Origin of the sequence: Alcaligenes sp. Lyrl_28, from assembly GCF_051948705.1 — a bacterium.
Lineage (GTDB): Bacteria > Pseudomonadota > Gammaproteobacteria > Burkholderiales > Burkholderiaceae_B > Alcaligenes > Alcaligenes ammonioxydans.
Map to the genome: position 1 here is coordinate 611,692 of NZ_JAYJLG010000002.1, position 18,919 is coordinate 630,610.

Genomic DNA, 18,919 nt, shown 5'->3' on the forward strand with positions numbered 1-18,919 from the left:
CTCGGATGATTAGGACAACACAAGCTGGCAGGGAACATCAGTTTGAAGGTAGAAAAAAACTAAAAGGGCCGAATCCTGGATGGGATTTGGCCCTTTTTTGGGTTGCGTTCTGCGAGACGTTTTATTGTCGCCTCACAAAGGCAGCGCGTATTGTGCGCTGCTTTGCTTCAAGGCTTAGAACCAGTTGATCGGGTTCCAGTAATTCACCTTGGAATCCAGCCCTTCTTTGAAGTACTTCGAGTCAGGGAAGTTTTCGTCCATCACCCGCTTGGTGGTGTCGCGCAGTTCGGTCTGACCCAACTTGTCGTAGGACAGGTACATCAAGTACAGCGCACGTTCAGCAATGGGCACGCCTTTGAAGTCGGTAATGACGGTCTGCGCACGGTTTACGGCCGCCACGTACGCACCACGCTTGTAGTAGTACTCAGCCACGTGTACTTCGTTCTGTGCGATGGTGCTGACCAGCCAGGTCAGCCGCTTGGCTGCATCGGGCGCGTAACGGCTGTTAGGGTAGCGTTGCAGCAGATCGTTAAAGGCTTCGTAGGACTCACGCAGACCTTTGGGGTCACGCTCGCTGGGGTCCTGCTGGGTGATATTGGACAGGGCCGCACTGGGAGGCGTAAAAGAAATCAGCCCTTTCAGGTACAACATGTAATCGGTGCCAGGGTGGCTGGGGTATTGCTTCTGAAAGCGGTCAATTGCCGCCAGGGCCTTGGCAGGCTCGTCGTCCTTCCAGTTGATGTAGGCTTGGTCGATCAGCGATTGCTGTGCATAGGTGCCAAAGGGATAGCGGGACTCGACGGCTTCCAGGCGGGTACGCGCGTCTTTCCAGTTGCCGGCCGCCATCTCTTCACGGGCGTCTTTATACAAGCGCTCGGCGGTCCAGCCCGAGGTAGGGTCAACTTCTTTTTTGGTAGTGCCGCAGCCAGCAAGCAATGTGGCAGCCAGCATTAATGCGGCTACGTGGGCCAGCTTGGTACCACGAATACGTGGCAAGTTCAGGTTCATGCGAGTCACAAAAGCGTCCTTGGTGTTAGCATTGCTGCTCAATTATATGATTTGTCGCCATGCCTGACACAGATACTGAAAAAGATAGTGTTGTTTCTTCCGACGCACTGCGTTTTATCCTTCCCATCTCCGCGTCTCCCGATCGTCTGGACAAGACTTTAGCGCGTTTGCTGCCGCAGCATTCGCGCAGCCGTCTGCAGTCCTGGGTCGAGAGCGGGCATGTGCTTGTCAACGGCCAGGTGGTCAAGGTCAAGCATACGGTTTATCCCGGTGACATTGTTCAGGTCTGGGAGCAACAGGCACCCGAAGACATGGCGTTCGAGCCCGATGACGTGGACTTTGAAATTGTGGCTCAAAGCGATTCCTGGCTGGTGGTTAACAAGCCGGTAGGTCTGGTCACGCACCCGGGCGCGGGTAACTGGCGCGGCACCTTGCTCAATGGTCTGCTGTTTCGCTTTCCCGCTTTGCGTCAGGTGCCCCGTGCCGGTGTCGTACACCGGCTGGACAAAGATACGTCCGGCTTGCTGGTTGTCGCTCGCACGGAAGTTGCTCAAACCCACTTTGTCCGACAATTGCAAGAGCGTAGCATGGGACGCCAGTATCTGGCCCTGGTTCATGGCGTATTGCCGGGTCAAGGTTCGGTTGAGGAGCCCATCGGGCGTGACTTGCGCGTTCCCGTACGCATGAGTACCGGGCCCTCTGTCGCTCCCAAGCCGGCAGTAACGCATTATCAGATGCTGCGTCAGGGCTATGCCGGTGACGAGGCGGTGACCGAGGTGGCGTGTCGCTTGGAGACAGGGCGTACCCATCAGATCCGGGTCCACCTGAGTTCGATCAAGCACCCCTTGCTGGCCGATACGCTTTATGGCGGTCGGGCCGTGGCGGGCGCGCAGCGTCAAATGTTGCACGCTCATGTGCTGGAGTTTGAGGACCCCGATACCGGCGAGCGTCGTCGCTTTTCGGCCGAGCCACCGGCTGATTATCAATCTGTTGCAGAGACGATTGAATGGCACACGCACAGCTGATTCCTACGGTTGGCGGCCCCGAACAAGCGGGACTGCTTTATTTCTGTACGACTCGTGCCGGTGGTGTCAGCCAGGGCGAGCGGGAAAGCCTGAACCTGGGGCTGAATACGGGTGATGATCCGCAGCGGGTGCAGGCCAATCGTCAGCGTATGGTGGACTTTTTGGGCGTAGAGCCGATCTGGCTGGCGCAAGTTCATGGCACGGATGTGCTGGATGCCGATCAGGATCTTTTACCCGCCGAGCCTCGGCAGTTTGACGCCGCCGTCACTACCCGTAGCGACCGCACGCTGGCTATCTTGACGGCCGACTGCCTGCCCGTCGTGATCTGGGACGAGCAAGCCCGGGTCGTGGGGGTTGCTCATGCCGGTTGGCGTGGCTTGCAGGCCGGGGTACTGGAGCGAACCTGGCAGGCGATGGTAAGGCGCTGCCCGCAAGCGGGTTCCTGGCAGGCCTGGATTGGGCCGGCCATCAGCCAGAAGCACTTTGAGGTGGGGCAGGAGGTGTTTGATGCCTATGTCCGGGCAGAACCTGAATTGGCTACTTTTTTTAATGCGGGAAAGCATCCCGGCAAATGGCAGGCAGATTTGCCCGCCATTGCGCGCCATCGCTTGGAACAATTGAGTCCGGGCGCCATGAAGGTGCATCTAAGTGGCTTGTGCACGTTCGAGGATGATGCGCGGTTTTACTCCTATCGCCGTTCGCCGCAAACGGGCCGACAAGTCACCATTGCGCGTCTGGCCCATCGCTAGCCGTTTTTTGTTCCTACGCACTATGAAAAGCAGGCTTTGGTTTCAGTTGATGGTGTGTCAGCCTAATTAATTACCCCAATTGACTGGGTTTGCGACGAACGTCATGCTCTAAGCGTATTTGCAATTCGTTTACAGGTGGCAGATGTCGAGTAACAACCGTGCTTTTCAAGGTTTTGGCAAACCGATCGATGCCGCCCGCTGTGCTGAATTGCAAGCCCATTACCTGCAGCAGTGGCAGAATTTGTGGGAACAGGCCCAGCGTGGCGACTTGCCCCCGGCGAAAGACAGACGGTTTGCCGATGCCGCTTGGCAGAACAATCCTACCGCCCTGTTCAATGCCCATGTCTGGCAACTGAGTGTTCAGGCCATGAACGATATGCTCGGTCTGATGGAGCTGGATGAGGCCCAGCACGAGCGTCTGAGCTTTTCCACCATGCAGTGGGCCGAGGCCATGTCGCCCAGCAACTACCTGATGCTCAATCCCCAGGCCCTGCAGACCATGATGGATACTGGCGGCCAGTCGGTCCTGGAGGGCATGTCCAATTTTATGGAGGACTGGCAAAAAGGACGTTTGACGCAAACGGATGAAAGCCAGTTTCAGCTTGGGGTTAACGTGGGCACCACGCCTGGTGCTGTGGTGTTTCAGAACGATATCTTTCAGTTGATCCAGTACGCGCCCACCACCGCGATGGTGCATGCCGTGCCGTTGCTGATCGTGCCACCGTGCATCAACAAATTCTATATTCTGGATTTGCAGCCTGAGAATTCCTTTGTGCGTCACGCCCTGGATCAGGGCTTGACCGTATATCTGATGTCCTGGCGAAATCCTCAGCCTACCGATGAGCCCCATATTCATGCCCTGAGCTGGCAGGATTATCTGGAGCAAGGCGTGCTCGAGGCGGTTCGTGTCAGTCAGGAGCTATCGGGGCAGGACAAGATCAATACACTGGGTTTTTGCATCGGAGGCACCTTGCTGGCCAGCGCGTTGGCGCTGGCGCGTGCCAAAGGGCAGGAGCCAGCCGCGTCCATGACCCTGCTGACCACCATGCTGGACTTTAGCGATGTCGGCATGCTCAACGTCTTTATCGACGAGGCGCAGGTTGCCTTTCGGGAGTGGCAGTTGGGGCAGGGGGGACTGCTCAATGCCCGTGAACTGGCCAGTACCTTTTCGTTTTTGCGTCCCGCCGAACTGGTTTGGAATTATGTGAGTAGTAATTATTTGCAGGGCAAGAAGCCGCCTGCGTTTGATTTGCTGTATTGGAACTCTGATGGCACGCATCTGCCCGGTCCTTTTTTTACCTGGTATCTGCGTAACACCTACTTGGAAAACCGTCTGATTCAGGATGGGGGAGTGCCGGTCGGTCAGTATCGTGCTGACCTGAGCAGCCTGGCTTTGCCGGTTTATGTGTACGGTTCCAAAGAAGACCATATTGTGCCGTGGCAATCGGCCTATGCTTCTTTGCGGGCGTTGCCTGCTGCCCAAGCTCGTTTTGTGCTGGGAGCATCGGGCCACATCGCTGGCGTCATTAATCCCCCTGCCAAGCAGCGCCGTAACTACTGGGTGCTGCAGGAAGATGAGCCCCTTGCCAGCCTGCAGGCTCAGCAGTACCTGGAGCGGGCCCAGTCTGTTCCCGGCAGTTGGTGGACGGATTGGATTGCCTGGCTTGCGCCCTTGTCGGGATCGCGGCGTCGCGCCAAACGGCGCTTGGGCAATGCGCGCTATCCCGTTCTGGAAGAGGCGCCTGGCAGTTATGTAAAAGTGCGTGCCAGTTAATTTTTCCGTTTTTCAGATTTTGGGAGCAGGGCCGCTGGCCTGCTTCCTTCATCCCGATGTCAGGCTTTCTCATTGCCCGGACTGGCGCAGGGATATGAGCTTTGTCACCCCTTTCTGGAGATGTCTATGAGCAGCAAAGTAGCGTACGTAACTGGTGGTATGGGAGGGATAGGGACAGTCATTTGTCAGCGCCTGGCCAAGGACGGTTTCACCGTGATTGCAGGCTGCGGCCCCAATCGTGATTTTCAGAAATGGTTGGGCGAACAGGCCGAATTGGGTTACGCCTTTCATGCGTCGGTGGGCAACGTGGCAGACTGGGACTCCACTGTCGAGACGTTCAAGAAAGTGTTTGCCGAGTTTGGCCGTGTGGATGTGCTGGTCAACAATGCAGGGATCACGCGCGATGGCACCTTTCGTAAAATGAGTCAGGAAGACTGGCGTGCCGTGATCGACACCAATTTGAACAGCCTGTTCAACGTGACCAAGCAAGTGATCGATGGCATGGTGGAGCGTCAATGGGGGCGTATCATCAATATCAGTTCGGTCAATGGGCAAAAAGGTCAGTTTGGCCAGACCAACTACTCGACAGCCAAAGCCGGTATTCATGGCTTTACGATGGCCTTGGCTCAAGAAGTTGCCAATAAAGGGGTGACAGTCAATACTATTTCCCCCGGATATATTGGCACCGACATGGTCCGGGCGATTCGTCCTGACGTTCTGGAGAAAATCGTCGCTACCATTCCGGTGGGCCGCTTGGGCACCCCCGATGAAATCGGGTCCATGGTTGCCTGGCTGGCGTCGGGTGATTCGGGTTTTGCCACTGGCGCGGATTTCTCCCTGAATGGCGGTCTGCACATGAGCTAAGGCTTGCAGACGTACACAGTGCATGTTTTGTTTTATTGATTAGGAAGTAAGCACCAGCATGGGATCTCCTCGACTCATCAAGAAATACCCCAATCGTCGCTTGTACGACACACAGGCCAGCGCTTACATCACCATGGTTGATGTCAAGCAGCTGGTGCTGTCCGGGGAGGAGTTCGCGGTCGTCGATGCCAAAAGCGGCGAGGACCTGACGCGCAGCATTTTGCTGCAGATCATTCTTGAGGAGGAAAGCGGGGGTATCCCCATGTTCTCCACTCCAGTGCTGATGCAGATCATCCGCTTTTATGGCAATGCCATGCAAGGGGTGATGGGCTCGTATCTGGAAAAGAATATTCAGGCATTCATGGAGATTCAGGAACGCATGACCGAGCAGTCCAAGGGGATGTATGGTGGCCAGTTTGGCCCCGAGGCTTGGGCGCAGTTCATGAGTGTGCAGGCCCCGATCATGCAAACTGTCATGAACAGCTATATTGATCAAAGCAAGAATCTGTTTGTTCAAATGCAGGACCAGATGCAAGATCAGACCCGGCAAATGTTTTCGGTCTTTCCTTTTGCGCCACCGGGCAAAGACAAGAAAGACTGATTGTTCAGTCCACCCGTGTTTTAAACGGGGTGTGTTGGCTGAGCACTTCCTCATAGCGGGCCACATGGCCCGCTTCTTCGTGCAAAAACGCATCAATTGCTTGAGCAAAGCGAGGGTCTGCGATCCAGTGAGCGGAGCAGGTCGGTGTGGGCAACAGGCCGCGCGAGAGTTTGTGTTCCCCTTGTGCGCCGCCTTCAAAAAAGCGCAGTTGCTGCGCAATGCAAAACTGAATCGCCTGGGTATAGCAGGTCTCAAAATGCAGGCCGGGTACGTAGGCAGTACAGCCCCAATAACGTCCGTACAGGGTGTCCTTGTCGCGTAGCGACAGGGCGCAGGCAATATATGCTCCCTGTTGGCGTGCCAGAATCAGTACCAGGGACTCGGGGATCTGGTCGCGCAGGCGGGCAAAGAAGTCTCGGTTCAGATAGGGATGCTGGCCACGCTCCTGGTAGGTATTGGCGTAGCAGCGGTAAAAAAAATCCAGATCCCGCTCGCTGATTTCCAGGCCCTGTTTGTGCTCAAACGATAGACCTTGCTCGTAAACCTTGCGGCTGTCCTGCCGCATTTTCTTGCGTTTCTGTTGGGTTAGCGAGGCCAGAAAGTCCTCGTAGCTGGCGTAATCGCGGTTCTGCCAGTGAAACTGCACATCCTGGCGCATCATGAAGCCCGCTTGTTCCAGAGCCCACCGGTCGTCTGCGTGAGGGAACAGCACATGGACAGAGGACAGTTGATTGCTGCGCGTCAGTTCAATGAGCTTCCGTGCCAGCAAGACGCGATCTTCTGGTGTACCGGCCAGCAGACGTGGGCCGCTGACAGGCGTAAACGGAACCGAACACAAGAGCTTGGGGTAGTAGTCCAGACCATGACGTTGATAGGCCTGAGCCCAGCCCTGATCAAACACGTATTCCCCCCGGGAGTGATGCTTCAGATACAGCGGCACGGCGCCGCACAGAGTCGCACCACGATGCATCAAGAGGTAATGCGGCGACCAGCCTGTCTGAGGGGTGACGCAACCGCTTTCATGCAAACTCGTTAAAAAAGCATGGCTGACCAGCAGATGATGGCCCGACAAGGTGTCCCAGCCTGCCGCATCGAGCTGGTTCAGTTGCATGCAAAGGGAAAATTGGAGTGATTCTGTGCTGTCCATGGCAATCGGGGCGGTGGTGAGCCTATTGTGAAACAGAGCAGGGCATACGTCCTGAGGGCTTTGTATACTAGCCAGCGTTTTATGCAAAGGGAAGGCTTGTTTGGCATCGGTGCCCAAACGGGTTCAATTAGAGACATTCATGAAGAAAATTGCCGGTGCGTTGGGCCTTGCGATCATGCTGGCGACCTCAGCTCAAGCAGGCCCGGCCTGTGAGTATCTGCGTCATTACGTGGCTTTGGAGCCGCAGTCGGGTGCCGAGCTGCAGATGCAAAATGAGCAGGGAGCTTGTCGTGTTCACAATGCCCAATGGTCAACAGGGTATTCGTCGATGCTGCTGGCCTTTGATGAGCTGGTTTTGCAAGATAAGGGATTGGCCGATTTTTCGGGGCAGCAAGATATGCCTCAAGCCATAGAAATGGCGATCAGCGGTATTTATGTTTTGACGGGGCGGCTGCCGGGGCAGGACTACATTATGCGCCTGCAAGCCAAGCCGATGGATTTTTCGCTTAAATACCAATGGGACCCAGCCTCGGCCCATCTGTATCTGGAGCAGCTTCGGTTGCGCAGCCAGTCCCTGCGAGAATTTCGGGTTCAGGCGCAGTTTGGCATTGAGTCCGCAGCGGGACGCGCCTTGAGCCAGAGCGAGCTTGAGCAGGCGCAACTGAAAAGCCTGAGGCTGTATCTGGACAATCAGAATCTGATTCAATCCATGGTCATGCCAGTTGTGGTGATGAGCATGAGCATGGATGAGGACCCGCGCCCCTCTATTGATAAGGCTTTGCTGGCGGCGCGCACCGCCGTGCGACTTATGCCTGACTCAGTGGCTGATCGGGACAGCCGCCATGCCTTGCTGGCATTTATTGGGCAGTTGCCCGCTCCGCAAGGGCGATTGTCCTTGGATGTCAAGATGGACCCGCCGTGGTCCATGGTGCATCTGGAGCCAGGAGTGTCTGTTGACGGGGTGCGGCAAATGCTTTCTGGTCTGAGACTGCACGCGAAGTTCGAGACGGGGCAGACCCCGGCTGTGTATGCCTGGCTGCGCGATCATGTGCGGTCCGGTTTGCAGTGGTTTGCGCAGCGCAAGACGGCGGTAGCGCCGTAGTGGTCGCTGAACGTGCTGGTTCGTCAAGGCTTTGGGGACGGCCAGGGGGCAGGCCATACGACAAGCCATACGCTTGTCAGGTGATAGGCAGCAGATGATTGCCGGAAAATAAGGACAAAAAAAACCGCCGCATAAGCGACGGTTTTTTAAATTTGGTTGCGGGGGCAGGATTTGAACCTACGACCTTCGGGTTATGAGCCCGACGAGCTACCATGCTGCTCCACCCCGCGTCAGAGAAGTAACTATAACATAGTTTTTGATTATGTACATAGCATGGCGTGTTTATTTCATTTTTATGCCTGAGGCGCCCTGCACGGGGAGGTGTGGATAAAAGGGTCTTTCAATTTTCTTGCGTCTTGCCGGTCGCAATGGTGTAATACATAGTGTGCTTACAGGTTCAGTCGGTCTGGCATTTCTAAAAGCTCAAACGCGCAAGCGGCTTCCTGTATAGCGACCAGCTCTTGATAGCTGGCATCTGGCTGTGATAGCAGTCGGCTCCCCTACTAGGCGGGATGTACCGGCAAAACGAATTTCTCTGTTTCTGGCTTTGTTTCAGGTGTAGGCAATCGATAAGCCTTGTGGTGCTTGCTAGGTGTAGCGCTGCAGGTGTTTGATTGTGCCGACCTGAATTGTGCCCCGATCAGTTATTGCCCCAAACGTTGTTGTGCTGTTTTCGCGGTCCTGAATGTGGATCGCCAATTCAAATCCAGTCCGATAGGGCTTGCGGACGTACTCATCATCAGCATGTGTGCTTACACAAAATTGTTTATCGCTTGTAATGCGGCCGTGTCGGGTTTGAACCGGGGGCGTGTATGGGCGCGCGCGTCTTTAGCGGTATCCGCCTGTTTGGCAGCGATGGCGGTTGGTGGGACACGGCTGGCAAGCATGACAGTTCGCCTGCGTGTTGCAACAGGGATCGCGCCTGCTGCTTTGTGCCAGCGCGCGCAGGCTGCGGTGCATCACAAGGCGGACCCAAACGGCGGGCAACAAAAAAGCCAGCACAAATTGGCTGGCTTGATTGATTCTGCTAAGCAGTTCCGGGTGATGGTTGCGGGGGCAGGATTTGAACCTACGACCTTCGGGTTATGAGCCCGACGAGCTACCATGCTGCTCCACCCCGCGCCGGAAAAAATAGATATTAACATGGAATTTTTGCTTTATGCAAGTATCGCCAGAAAGTGAGGCTTCCCAGCAGTGACCGAAAGTGAAATAATCCGAGTCCTGGAGACGGCTTTGCTGTGTGCGCAGCAGCCCATGAACAGCGCCGAGTTGCGCAAGATGTTCGTCTCCCCGCCGCTGAGCGCAGATGATCTGCGTCGTTATCTGGCCATCTTGCAATTGGATTGGAAGGAGCGTGGCCTGGAACTGGTTCAGGTTGCCTCGGGTTGGCGCTTTCAAAGTCGCCCGGCCATGCAAGTGTTTTTGTCCCGCCTGAGTCTGGAGCGCGCGCCCAAGTATTCGCGGGCCGTGCTGGAAACCTTGGCGATCATTGCTTGGCGGCAACCCGTTACCCGCGGCGATATCGAGGATATACGTGGCGTTAGCGTATCGACTCAGATTGTGCGGACGCTGGAAGATCGGGGTTGGATTGAAGTGCTGGGCTATCGTGATGCGCCCGGTCGCCCTGCATTGCTGGGCACGACCCGTCAGTTTCTGAATGATTTGGGTTTGCGCTCTTTGGATGAGTTGCCCTCGGTTGAGACCTTGGATTCTCTGGATGCATTGGCCTCCTTGCCCAATGGTCAGCCGTTGGTGTCGGCTGACCCGCCACAGGAGCAGGGGGCGGATCAAGAGCAGAGCCAGCCCCTGGGTCCTCAGCAAGAGGCGGATCTTCGGGACCAAAGTCAGGAACAAGTGGCAGGGCAGGCGCCCGCACCCGCTGGGGTGCAGCCGGCTGGCTCCCAGGCAGAGCAGGGCATAGAACAAGAAGCAGAGCAGAGCGCTGCTTTGGAAGAGGGTACGGAGCCGCTACAGGTCTGTGCTGCTCAGCTTGAGCTGGAATCCGAACCGGGTTCCGAGTCAGGCAATCAGGACAATTGGCTTGGGGGGGCCTCAGAAGCGGGGTCGCCACAAACGGAACAAGCTGAAGTGAATATGACACCGGACTCCTTGGATGAGGCCCAGGCTGCGGCTGGCCTATCGGATACACAGGTACCGGACGAAATAAAAAACTCTGGAGTAAATGATTAAAAATGACTGATTCGCACGAGACGAACACAGCCTCCACGTCGGATACCGCTGGCGCGGCCGACCCCAAGAATCCCCGCGCGAAAGGCCAGGGGCGCAAATTGCGTACTCCGTTTCGTCGCCGTCGTGGTGACGCGACCCAAGAGTCTGCTCCACGCCAGAATGACGAGGCTCAGACGAGCGCTGCCGGTGAGGTCAAGGCGCGTCCGGCCCGCCCACAAAACAATCGCCGCAAACCTGCGCCTGCTGGCCGTCGTCAGGACGCGCGCGGCGGCCCCGGCAAGCGTTCTGGCACTGCCCAGCCGGCCCGTTACTCGAACCCGGCTGATGATGCGCCAGTCGTGATTCTGGACGGTGATGATGACATCGCATTCAGTCATCTGGACAAGCAAAATCGCCTCTCGCAGCGTCTGGGCAAGTACATGGGCAGCGAGCTGGTGCAACCAAAATTGCACAAAGTGCTGGCTGAAGCCGGTATTGGCTCACGCCGCGACATGGAGGAGTTGATCGTTGCGGGACGGGTTTCGGTAAACGGCGAGCCCGCTCATATCGGGCAGCGCGTGAGTGCAGATGACAAAGTGCGTATCAACGGTCAGTTGATCAATCGTGCCAATACCAAGCGCCCTCCGCGTGTGATTCTCTATCACAAGCCAGCGGGTGAAATTGTGACGCATGATGACCCCGAAGGCCGTGCCACGGTGTTCGGTCGCCTGCCTTCGCTGAAAGTGGGTAAGTGGCTGTCGGTCGGTCGTCTGGACTTGAACACGGAAGGTTTGCTGATCTTCACCACGTCCGGTGATATTGCCAACCGCATGATGCATCCTCGCTACGGCGCCGAGCGTGAGTATGCTGTCCGGGTCTTGGGTGAGCTGAGCGAAGAGCAGATGCAGTCCATGCGTGATGGTGTTCAGCTTGAGGATGGTCTGGCCAAGTTTGGCATGATCGAGTTTCTGGGTGGCGAGGGCAGCAATCGCTGGTATCGCGTCACCATTCACGAAGGGCGCAACCGCGAGGTGCGTCGCATGTTTGAAGCCATGGGCGTGACGGTGAGTCGTTTGATTCGGACCCGTTTCGGTGACGTGAGTCTGCCCAAGAGCCTGCGTCGCGGTCGCTGGGAAGAGCTGGATGCGGACGTTGTGATGGCATTCATGTTGCGCCTGGGTCTGATGAAAGAGTTGGATGAAGATGGCTCGCATCAGCGTCGTGAGCGTCAGCCGCTGTCGCATGACAGCGCTTTGCCCCCTGGTTTCGGTACGCTGGAACACAATGGGCTGAGCGGTGCGCGGATTGGGCGTGGCGGTCGACTGGCCAGCGGGCGTGGTCGTTCTTCCAACAATGTGCGCGTTAACGAGTCCGTCAGCGGTGCGCTGTTTATCAGTGGTGGTCTGGCTAACGGCCATCCTGATGGTGGGCGTCGTGAGCAAGGCGGCCGTGAGCGTACCGGAAACGGACGGGGCGCGCCCCGCGCCACCCAAGGTGGTCGCGGTCCGCAGCGTGGTCGTACGACAGAAGGACGTTCCCTGGAAGGTCGTGCCCCGGACAATCGTTCACAAGAGGGGGCGCGCGCTCATGCTGGCCGCCGTCCGGCGCGTGGCGAGCTGCCTCGCGGTGAATCTGCTCGTGGTGATCAGGCTCGTGGCGGTCATGCCCGCGGCGCACAGGAGGGGCGGGCGCCTTCGGCTCGTCGCGGCACTTCGGAACGTGCTGCTGCCGGGCAAACAGCCAAGGTTCATGTGAAGAAAACAACAGTCGTGCGCCGTGTCAGCCGTCGTGATGATGACTGGCAACCGGCCGGCTCGGCTGCTCACGAGTCCCATCTGGGGCGCGGGCGCCGGTAAAGCCGGATCTCGCGGTCCTTGAGTTTGTGGCCCGAACCCTGCGGTTTGGGCCTGTAAGGCCGTGTGAATGCACGTATTTTCCGGTTTTCTGGTAGAATATGGAACTTGGCTCAGAGACATTTGTGTCGGCTGGGTCTTTTTTGATGCTGCGCGCCAGCGAATAGGGCGGCCTTTCAAGGCAAAGGCCGCATAAATCATCCGGTTCGGTTGCGCCTGCAACCATTCCGAGTTTGACGTTGGCAATGCGCAAGACCAGGGCCCGCTTGACCCTCAAGTGAGCATGGTTACCATGGGCTGGCGTACAGCCCATTTTTTTTGGATTTTATGGCAGACATTCTAGCTTTGGCACAAGAGACCCTAGCGGGTACTGAGTACGAACTGGTGGACGTTGAGCGTGCGCCGCTTGGCTTGTTACGCATCGTCATCGATCACCCTGAAGGGGTACGTATCGAGCACTGTGAATGGGTGTCTAAACAATTATCGCGCGTTTTCGAAGTGGAAAACGTGGACTACAAACGCATGGAAGTGACCTCTCCGGGGGTGGATCGTCCCCTGTTGCGGATTGGCGATTACGTGCGTTTTGCCGGCAGTCGGGTGCAGGTGCGCCTGCACGAGGCTATCGACAATCGGAAAGTGTTTGTGGGTACGCTCCACGCTCCCGAAGGGGCGCTACCGGCTAGTGTTCCGCTGGATACCGTTTTTAGGCTGGAACTGGACGAAGCATCGGGCAAGCTGACGCAGGTCGAATTCACCTATGACCAGGTGGATCGTGCCAAATTGGATCCCGTTCTTGATTTCAAGGGTAAGAAGCGATGAGTCGCGAAATTCTATTGCTGGTCGATGCGCTGGCGCGTGAAAAATCTGTAGCGCGTGAAGTCGTGTTCACCGCGCTTGAAAGCGCTTTGGCCTCGGCCATGAAAAAGCGCTTCAAAGAAGATGTTGATATCCGAGTGGAAATCGACAGGGAAACCGGCGCCCATGAAGGGTTCCGGCGCTGGCTGGTCGTGCCCGACGAGGCTGGCCTGCAAGAGCCCGACAAGCAGGAAATGCTGTCGGATGCCCAGGAAATCGACCCCGATCTGCAAGTGGACGATTACATCGAAGAGCCGCTCGAGCCTATCGAGTTTGGTCGTATCGGTGCCCAGGCGGCCAAACAGGCCATCTTGCAAAAAATCCGTGACGCCGAGCGCGAACAGGTCCTGAACGACTTTCTGGAGCGTGGTGAAACCATTGTCTCTGGCACGGTCAAACGTATGGACAAGGGCGACGCCATTATTGAAATGGGCAAGATCGAGGCGCGTTTGCCTCGCTCGGAAATGATCCCCAAGGAAAATATCCGTGTGGGCGATCGAGTTCGAGCCTGGGTGCAGAAAGTGGATTACGCCGCGCGTGGCCAACAGGTCATCTTGTCGCGTACCGCTCCTGAATTTATCAAGGAACTGTTCGAGAACGAGGTTCCCGAGATCGAACAGGGTCTGCTGGAGATCAAAGCAGCTGCCCGTGATGCGGGTGTGCGCGCCAAGATTGCCGTGATTGCTTACGACAAGCGTATCGATCCTATCGGTACGTGTGTGGGGATGCGTGGTTCGCGGGTGACCGCCGTGCGCAATGAGCTGGGCGGCGAGCAGGTCGATATCGTGTTGTGGGCGGATGATCCGGCCGAGTTTGTGATCGGCGCTCTGGCTCCGGCACACGTCGAGTCCATTCTGGTTGACGAAGACAAGCACGCCATGGACGTGGTGGTCGATGAGGAAAACCTGCCCAAGGCCATTGGTTCGCGAGGTCAGAACGTGCGTCTGGCATCGGAGCTGACCGGCTGGCAGATCAACATCATGACACCGGAAGAAAGTCGCAACCGTCAGGACGAAGAGCGCGAGGAACTGCGTGCCACCTTCATGTCCCGTCTGGATGTGGACGAAGCTGTGGCCGATATTCTGATCGACGAAGGATTTACTGGTCTGGAAGAAATCGCTTATGTGCCGTTGCAGGAGTTGCAGGAAATCGAAGCCTTTGACGAGGAAACCGTCAACGAGCTGCGTGCCCGCGCCCGTAATGCACTGCTGAGCGAGGCCATTGCCAAGGAAGAGCTGGTACAGACCGCGGTCAAGGAGCTGGCAGGAGTCGAGGGCATGACGCCCGAGCTGATCGCTGTCCTGGCCGAAAACGAGATTACAACGCTGGATGAACTGGCGGAACTGGCAACGGACGAATTGTCCGAGATGACCGGCCTGGCGCAAGATGCGGCCAGCGAGCTGATCATGCGTGCCCGTGCCCACTGGTTTGACGACGAGGCCTGATATGTCTAGCTAGGTCCCGCGCGTTGTATTCATTAAGAATAGTTGTAGTAAAGCAAGAGAGAGTCGAATGTCGAGTAACACTGTCGCCCAGTTCGCTCAAGAACTGAAAATGCCTGCGAATGTTCTGCTGGAGCAGTTGCGTAGCGCAGGTATTGAGCTCAAATCAGTGGATGATGCCATCACTGATTCGGATAAGGCGAAGCTGCTTGAATCGTTGCGCCGCTCGCACGGCAGTCAGGAAGGCAACAAGATCACCCTGACTCGCCGTCAAACATCGGAGATCCGTCAGGATGACGGGTCGGGTCGCTCCCGCACCATTCAAGTGGAAACACGCAAAAAACGTGTGTTTGTAAAGCGTGATCCGTCCGAGCTGGTGGCAGAGGCCAATGCGGCATTGGCGCAGGAAAATGCGAAAGAGCAGGCCGCCCAGGTGGCCAGCCAGGAAAAACCGGCTGTTCAAGCGGCGCCTGCCGCTCCTGCCAGTCAGCCTGCTGCGCCTGTCGCTGCGGCCCCCGAAGCGCCTGTGAAGGAGCCCGCCGCGCCTGTCGAGTCCAAGCCAGAGCCCAAGCCTGAGCCTGAACCCGAAGTGCGCACCGCGCCTGAACCGACTCCTGTTGCTGAGCCCGCGCCTGAACCGGCTGCTCCTGTGGAGCCCGTTGCGGCTGCCCCGGAAAGTCCAACCCAACCCGAGCCCAAGCCTCAGGAACCCGCGCCTGCCGCCAAGGCAACCGCCCCGGCGGCGGCCACCCCTGTTCAGCAAAAGACTGAATCGGCTCCCTCTCCTACGGCACAAGAAAAGCCGGTGGAACCTACTAAATCTGTAAACGACGCCCGTCAAGCTAACTCTGTGAATAAAACTCAGCACCCTCAAGGGACTAAAACGCCCACATCGACTGCAAAACCACGGGATGTGGCTGCCACCAGCCCGCGCCGTGCCGCGCGTGGCCCGGTGATTCCTCCTGTTGCCGCCGATGTGGAGCAAGACCAGGATCGTGATCGCGCCCGTAAGGCCGCAGAGGCAGAAGCCGCTGCCTTGCGCGATATGTTGAATCGTCCTCGTAAAGTCTTGCGCGCACCCGAGCCGGAAGCTGACACCAAGACAGCGGCCAAGGGCGCTCAAAAGAAAGACGTTAAAGGTTCCAAGGTCGAAAAAGTCCCGGGTAAACCTGTCAAGACGGACAGCACGCCAGGCTGGACCAGCGATGCCAGCCGCAAGAAGCAGCCTTCCAAGGCGGATGTGGCGTCGGCCGGTGCCGGTGGTGGTCGCGAAGGCTGGAAAGCCAATGCCAAGGCCGGTCGAGGCAAAGGTGGCCGTGGTGGCCGCAACGCTCAGGCCGAGCGTCGCGAACCACAAGTGGCAGAATTCATTGCCCGTGAAGTGCACGTGCCTGAAACCATTTCGGTCAGCGATCTGGCCCACCGTATGGCGGTGAAAGCTGCCGAGGTGATCAAACACCTGATGAAGCTCGGTCAGATGGTCACCATCAACCAGGTGCTGGATCAGGAAACGGCCATGATTCTGGTCGAAGAGCTGGGTCACAAGGCCATTGCTGCCAAGCTGGACGATCCAGAAGCCTTCCTGGTTGATACGGACGCGCAAAACGATGCTGAACTCAAGCCCCGTGCGCCTGTCGTAACGGTGATGGGTCACGTTGACCACGGTAAGACATCGTTGCTGGACTACATCCGTCGCGCCAAGATTGCCTCGGGCGAAGCCGGTGGTATTACGCAGCACATTGGTGCCTACAACGTCAAGACAGCACGTGGTACAGCCACATTCCTGGATACTCCCGGTCACGAGGCCTTTACAGCCATGCGTGCCCGCGGTACCAAAGCCACTGACGTGGTGATTCTGGTGGTGGCCGCCGATGACGGCGTGATGCCTCAGACGCGTGAAGCGATTCACCATGCTCGCGCCGCCGGCGTGCCGCTGGTGGTGGCGATCAACAAGATCGACAAGCCTGAAGCCAACCCAGAGCGCGTCAAGCAAGAGCTGGTGGCCGAGGAAGTGGTGCCCGAAGAATACGGTGGCGATGTGCCCTTTATTCCTGTGTCGGCCAAAACCGGCCAGGGTATCGACGAATTGCTGGAAAACGTGCTGCTGCAAGCTGAAATGCTGGAGCTCAAGGCACCCGTTGACGCTCCTGCCAAGGGAACGGTTATTGAAGCGCGCCTGGACAAGGGTCGCGGTCCTGTCGCCACCATTCTGGTGCAAAGCGGCACCCTGAACCGTGGCGACAGCGTGCTGGTTGGCGCGTCTTTCGGTCGCGTACGTGCCATGTTGAATGAAACGGGCAAATCGCTGACGTCGGCTGGTCCTTCGATTCCGGTGGAAATTCAAGGTTTGACCGAAGTGCCTGCCGCTGGTGATGAACTGGTGGTGATGGCTGACGAGCGCAAAGCCCGTGAGATCGCTCTGTTCCGCCAAGGCAAGTTCCGTGATGTGAAACTGTCGCGTCAACAGGCCGCCAAGCTGGAGTCCATGTTCGACAACCTGGGCGAGGGCATGCAGACACTGTCGCTGATCATCAAGACCGACGTACAGGGCTCGCAAGAGGCGCTGGTGCAGTCGCTGGTCAAGCTCTCTACCGACGAAGTGCGTGTGGTGGTAGTACACGCTGCCGTGGGTGGCATCTCCGAGAGCGACGTCAACCTGGCGATTGCCTCCAACGCGGTGGTGATCGGCTTTAACGTCCGTGCCGAGCAAAGCGCCAAGAAGCTGGCCGAAGCCAACGGCATTGATCTGCGTTACTACAACATCATTTACGATGCGGTCGACGAGGTCAAAGCAGCCCTGTCTGGCATGCTGGCTCCTGAGCAGCGTGAAGAAATCATCGGCATGGTTGAAATCCGCGAAGTCTACAACGTGTCACGTATTGGTAACATCGCCGGGTGTATGGTTACCGAAGGCGTGGTACGTCGTGATTCGCAGGTTCGCCTGCTGCGCAACAACGTTGTGCATTGGACCGGCTACCTGGACTCCCTGCGCCGCTTCAAGGACGATGCCAAGGAAGTGCGTTCCGGCTTCGATTGCGGTATTACGCTGCGCGGCAACAACGACATCCAAGTGGGCGACCAGCTTGAGATCTTCGAGATCAAAGAGATCGCCCGGACACTGTAATTTATGGCACGACACAAGTCCAAACCAAACCCAGGGCGCAATCTGCGCCTGGCCGACCAGATCCAGAAGGATCTGGCGGTCTTGATCCAGCGCGAGATCGACATGAGCCGCGCTGGTCTGATTACTCTGACCGGCGTGGAGCTGTCTCCGGACTACGCGCACGCCAAAGTGTTTTACTCGGTGCTGGGCGCCGAGCCTGAGGTCGCCCAGGCGGCCCTGACCGAGAAAGCCGGTTGGTTGCATTCCCTGCTGTTCAAGCTGCTGCATATCCATACCGTTCCTACTCTGCATTTTCATCACGACCGGCAGTTGGAGCGGGGCATGGAGCTCTCCAAGCTTATCGACAGCGCCAACCAGGCCGATAGCGAATTGACTGGCTCTGCGTCCAAATCGGACGAGCCGGACGAGCAGCCCTGACGCGGCTGTTGTTTCTTCACGGATTGACACACAATGGCTACGCGAAAACGCGGGCAGTTGATTGATGGTGTGCTGCTGCTGGACAAGTCCGACGGGATGTCCAGCAACCACGCTTTGCAGCGTGCCCGCCGCACTCTGGATGCCCGCAAAGCTGGCCATACTGGAACCCTGGACCCGTTTGCAACGGGCCTGCTGGTTTGCTGTTTTGGCCGGGCTACCAAAATTTCCGCCACGATGCTGGAAGCAGACAAAGCCTATGAAGCTACCTTGCAGTTTGGACAAGAAACCGATTCAGGTGACTTGACCGGCAATGTGGTGTCCCAGGCTCCGGCAGAGTTTGCCGGCGTCACCCTCGAGGCGCTGGAGGCAGTATTGCCTGCCTTTCGAGGACCCATTACGCAGGTGCCACCCATGTATTCCGCGCTCAAGCGCGATGGCAAGCCCCTGTATGAATATGCCCGTCAGGGTATAGAGCTGGAACGTGAGGCACGACATCTCGTGATTCACGATTTGCAGGTGCAAGACTTTACGCCGCTGTCGGCACGTTTGTTTGTACGTTGCAGCAAGGGAACCTATATCCGGACCCTGGCGCAAGATATCGGACGTGCTCTGGGGTGTTTTGCCCATCTGACGGCCTTGCGCCGGACAGAATTAGGACCTTTTCATATCGACGATGCCTACACCCTGGACGGGTTGCAGGCGATGGAAGACCCGATGTCGGCCTTGCTGGCCATCGAGAGCTTGCCTACCGAGATTTTGCCCAAAAAACTTCAATCAGAAGGATGAGTT

Annotated in this window: 15 protein-coding genes and 2 tRNA genes; 13 read left to right on the plus strand and 4 right to left on the minus strand. The window is 57.3% G+C overall.

What is annotated here, in order from left to right:
- Positions 1–174: 174 nt before the first annotated feature.
- Entirely contained in the window at positions 175–1,008 is an 834-nt protein-coding gene (locus VF694_RS07375; RefSeq protein WP_080584985.1) for an outer membrane protein assembly factor BamD, read from the minus strand.
- A gap of 59 nt (positions 1,009–1,067) precedes the next feature.
- On the opposite strand from VF694_RS07375, the gene VF694_RS07380 reads away from it, so the two are divergent.
- The 5 genes from VF694_RS07380 to phaR all read left to right on the plus strand — a co-directional run bounded on the left by VF694_RS07380 (position 1,068) and on the right by phaR (position 6,021).
- Positions 1,068–2,033 carry an RluA family pseudouridine synthase gene (locus VF694_RS07380; RefSeq protein WP_003802484.1) on the plus strand — a complete coding sequence of 322 codons (966 nt, stop codon included), beginning with the start codon at positions 1,068–1,070 and terminating at the stop codon, positions 2,031–2,033.
- On the plus strand, positions 2,015–2,782 hold the full coding sequence (pgeF, locus tag VF694_RS07385; protein ID WP_059318786.1) for a peptidoglycan editing factor PgeF: 768 nt from the start codon (positions 2,015–2,017) through the stop codon (positions 2,780–2,782). Before VF694_RS07380 ends, pgeF begins: the two co-directional genes overlap by 19 nt.
- A 142-nt stretch (positions 2,783–2,924) precedes the next feature.
- The gene (locus VF694_RS07390; protein WP_059318787.1) at positions 2,925–4,556 is read left to right on the plus strand and encodes a PHA/PHB synthase family protein; all 1,632 of its coding nucleotides are present in this window, start codon (positions 2,925–2,927) and stop codon (positions 4,554–4,556) included.
- A gap of 126 nt (positions 4,557–4,682) precedes the next feature.
- A complete protein-coding gene (gene phbB / locus VF694_RS07395; RefSeq protein ID WP_003802477.1) occupies positions 4,683–5,420 on the plus strand; it encodes an acetoacetyl-CoA reductase in 738 nt (245 codons plus the stop codon).
- A gap of 58 nt (positions 5,421–5,478) precedes the next feature.
- Complete coding sequence (gene phaR / locus VF694_RS07400; protein ID WP_003802475.1) at positions 5,479–6,021, plus strand: polyhydroxyalkanoate synthesis repressor PhaR; 543 nt, start codon at positions 5,479–5,481, stop codon at positions 6,019–6,021.
- Between the two features lie 4 nt (positions 6,022–6,025).
- Here the strand turns inward: phaR and VF694_RS07405 are convergent, their stop codons facing one another.
- Positions 6,026–7,132, minus strand: a complete 1,107-nt coding sequence (locus VF694_RS07405) for a GNAT family N-acetyltransferase (protein WP_440164010.1) — start codon at positions 7,130–7,132, stop codon at positions 6,026–6,028.
- 175 nt (positions 7,133–7,307) lie between these two features.
- On the opposite strand from VF694_RS07405, the gene VF694_RS07410 reads away from it, so the two are divergent.
- Entirely contained in the window at positions 7,308–8,270 is a 963-nt protein-coding gene (locus tag VF694_RS07410) for a hypothetical protein (protein ID WP_440164011.1), read from the plus strand.
- Between the two features lie 153 nt (positions 8,271–8,423).
- Here the strand turns inward: VF694_RS07410 and VF694_RS07415 are convergent.
- Positions 8,424–8,500 (minus strand) — tRNA-Met (locus tag VF694_RS07415).
- Positions 8,501–9,315: 815 nt separating this feature from the next.
- Positions 9,316–9,392 (minus strand) — tRNA-Met (locus tag VF694_RS07420).
- Between the two features lie 132 nt (positions 9,393–9,524).
- Between VF694_RS07420 and scpB the strand changes: the two genes are divergently transcribed.
- From scpB to truB, 7 genes are all read left to right on the plus strand, one after another.
- Positions 9,525–10,460, plus strand: coding sequence for an SMC-Scp complex subunit ScpB (scpB, locus tag VF694_RS07425; protein ID WP_440164012.1), 936 nt, complete (start codon positions 9,525–9,527; stop codon positions 10,458–10,460).
- A gap of 2 nt (positions 10,461–10,462) precedes the next feature.
- On the plus strand, positions 10,463–12,295 hold the full coding sequence (gene rluB / locus VF694_RS07430; RefSeq protein ID WP_003802470.1) for a 23S rRNA pseudouridine(2605) synthase RluB: 1,833 nt from the start codon (positions 10,463–10,465) through the stop codon (positions 12,293–12,295).
- Positions 12,296–12,619: 324 nt separating this feature from the next.
- A complete protein-coding gene (gene rimP / locus VF694_RS07435) occupies positions 12,620–13,111 on the plus strand; it encodes a ribosome maturation factor RimP (protein ID WP_003802469.1) in 492 nt (163 codons plus the stop codon).
- Positions 13,108–14,592, plus strand: a complete 1,485-nt coding sequence (gene nusA, locus VF694_RS07440; RefSeq protein WP_003802468.1) for a transcription termination factor NusA — start codon at positions 13,108–13,110, stop codon at positions 14,590–14,592. Before rimP ends, nusA begins: the two co-directional genes overlap by 4 nt.
- Positions 14,593–14,659: 67 nt before the next feature.
- The gene (infB, locus tag VF694_RS07445) at positions 14,660–17,713 is read left to right on the plus strand and encodes a translation initiation factor IF-2 (protein WP_003802467.1); all 3,054 of its coding nucleotides are present in this window, start codon (positions 14,660–14,662) and stop codon (positions 17,711–17,713) included.
- Positions 17,714–17,716: 3 nt separating this feature from the next.
- Positions 17,717–18,130 carry a 30S ribosome-binding factor RbfA gene (rbfA, locus tag VF694_RS07450; protein ID WP_003802466.1) on the plus strand — a complete coding sequence of 138 codons (414 nt, stop codon included), beginning with the start codon at positions 17,717–17,719 and terminating at the stop codon, positions 18,128–18,130.
- A 33-nt stretch (positions 18,131–18,163) separates the two neighbouring features.
- A complete protein-coding gene (gene truB, locus VF694_RS07455) occupies positions 18,164–18,916 on the plus strand; it encodes a tRNA pseudouridine(55) synthase TruB (protein WP_003802465.1) in 753 nt (250 codons plus the stop codon).
- The last annotated feature ends 3 nt before the right edge of the window (positions 18,917–18,919 follow it).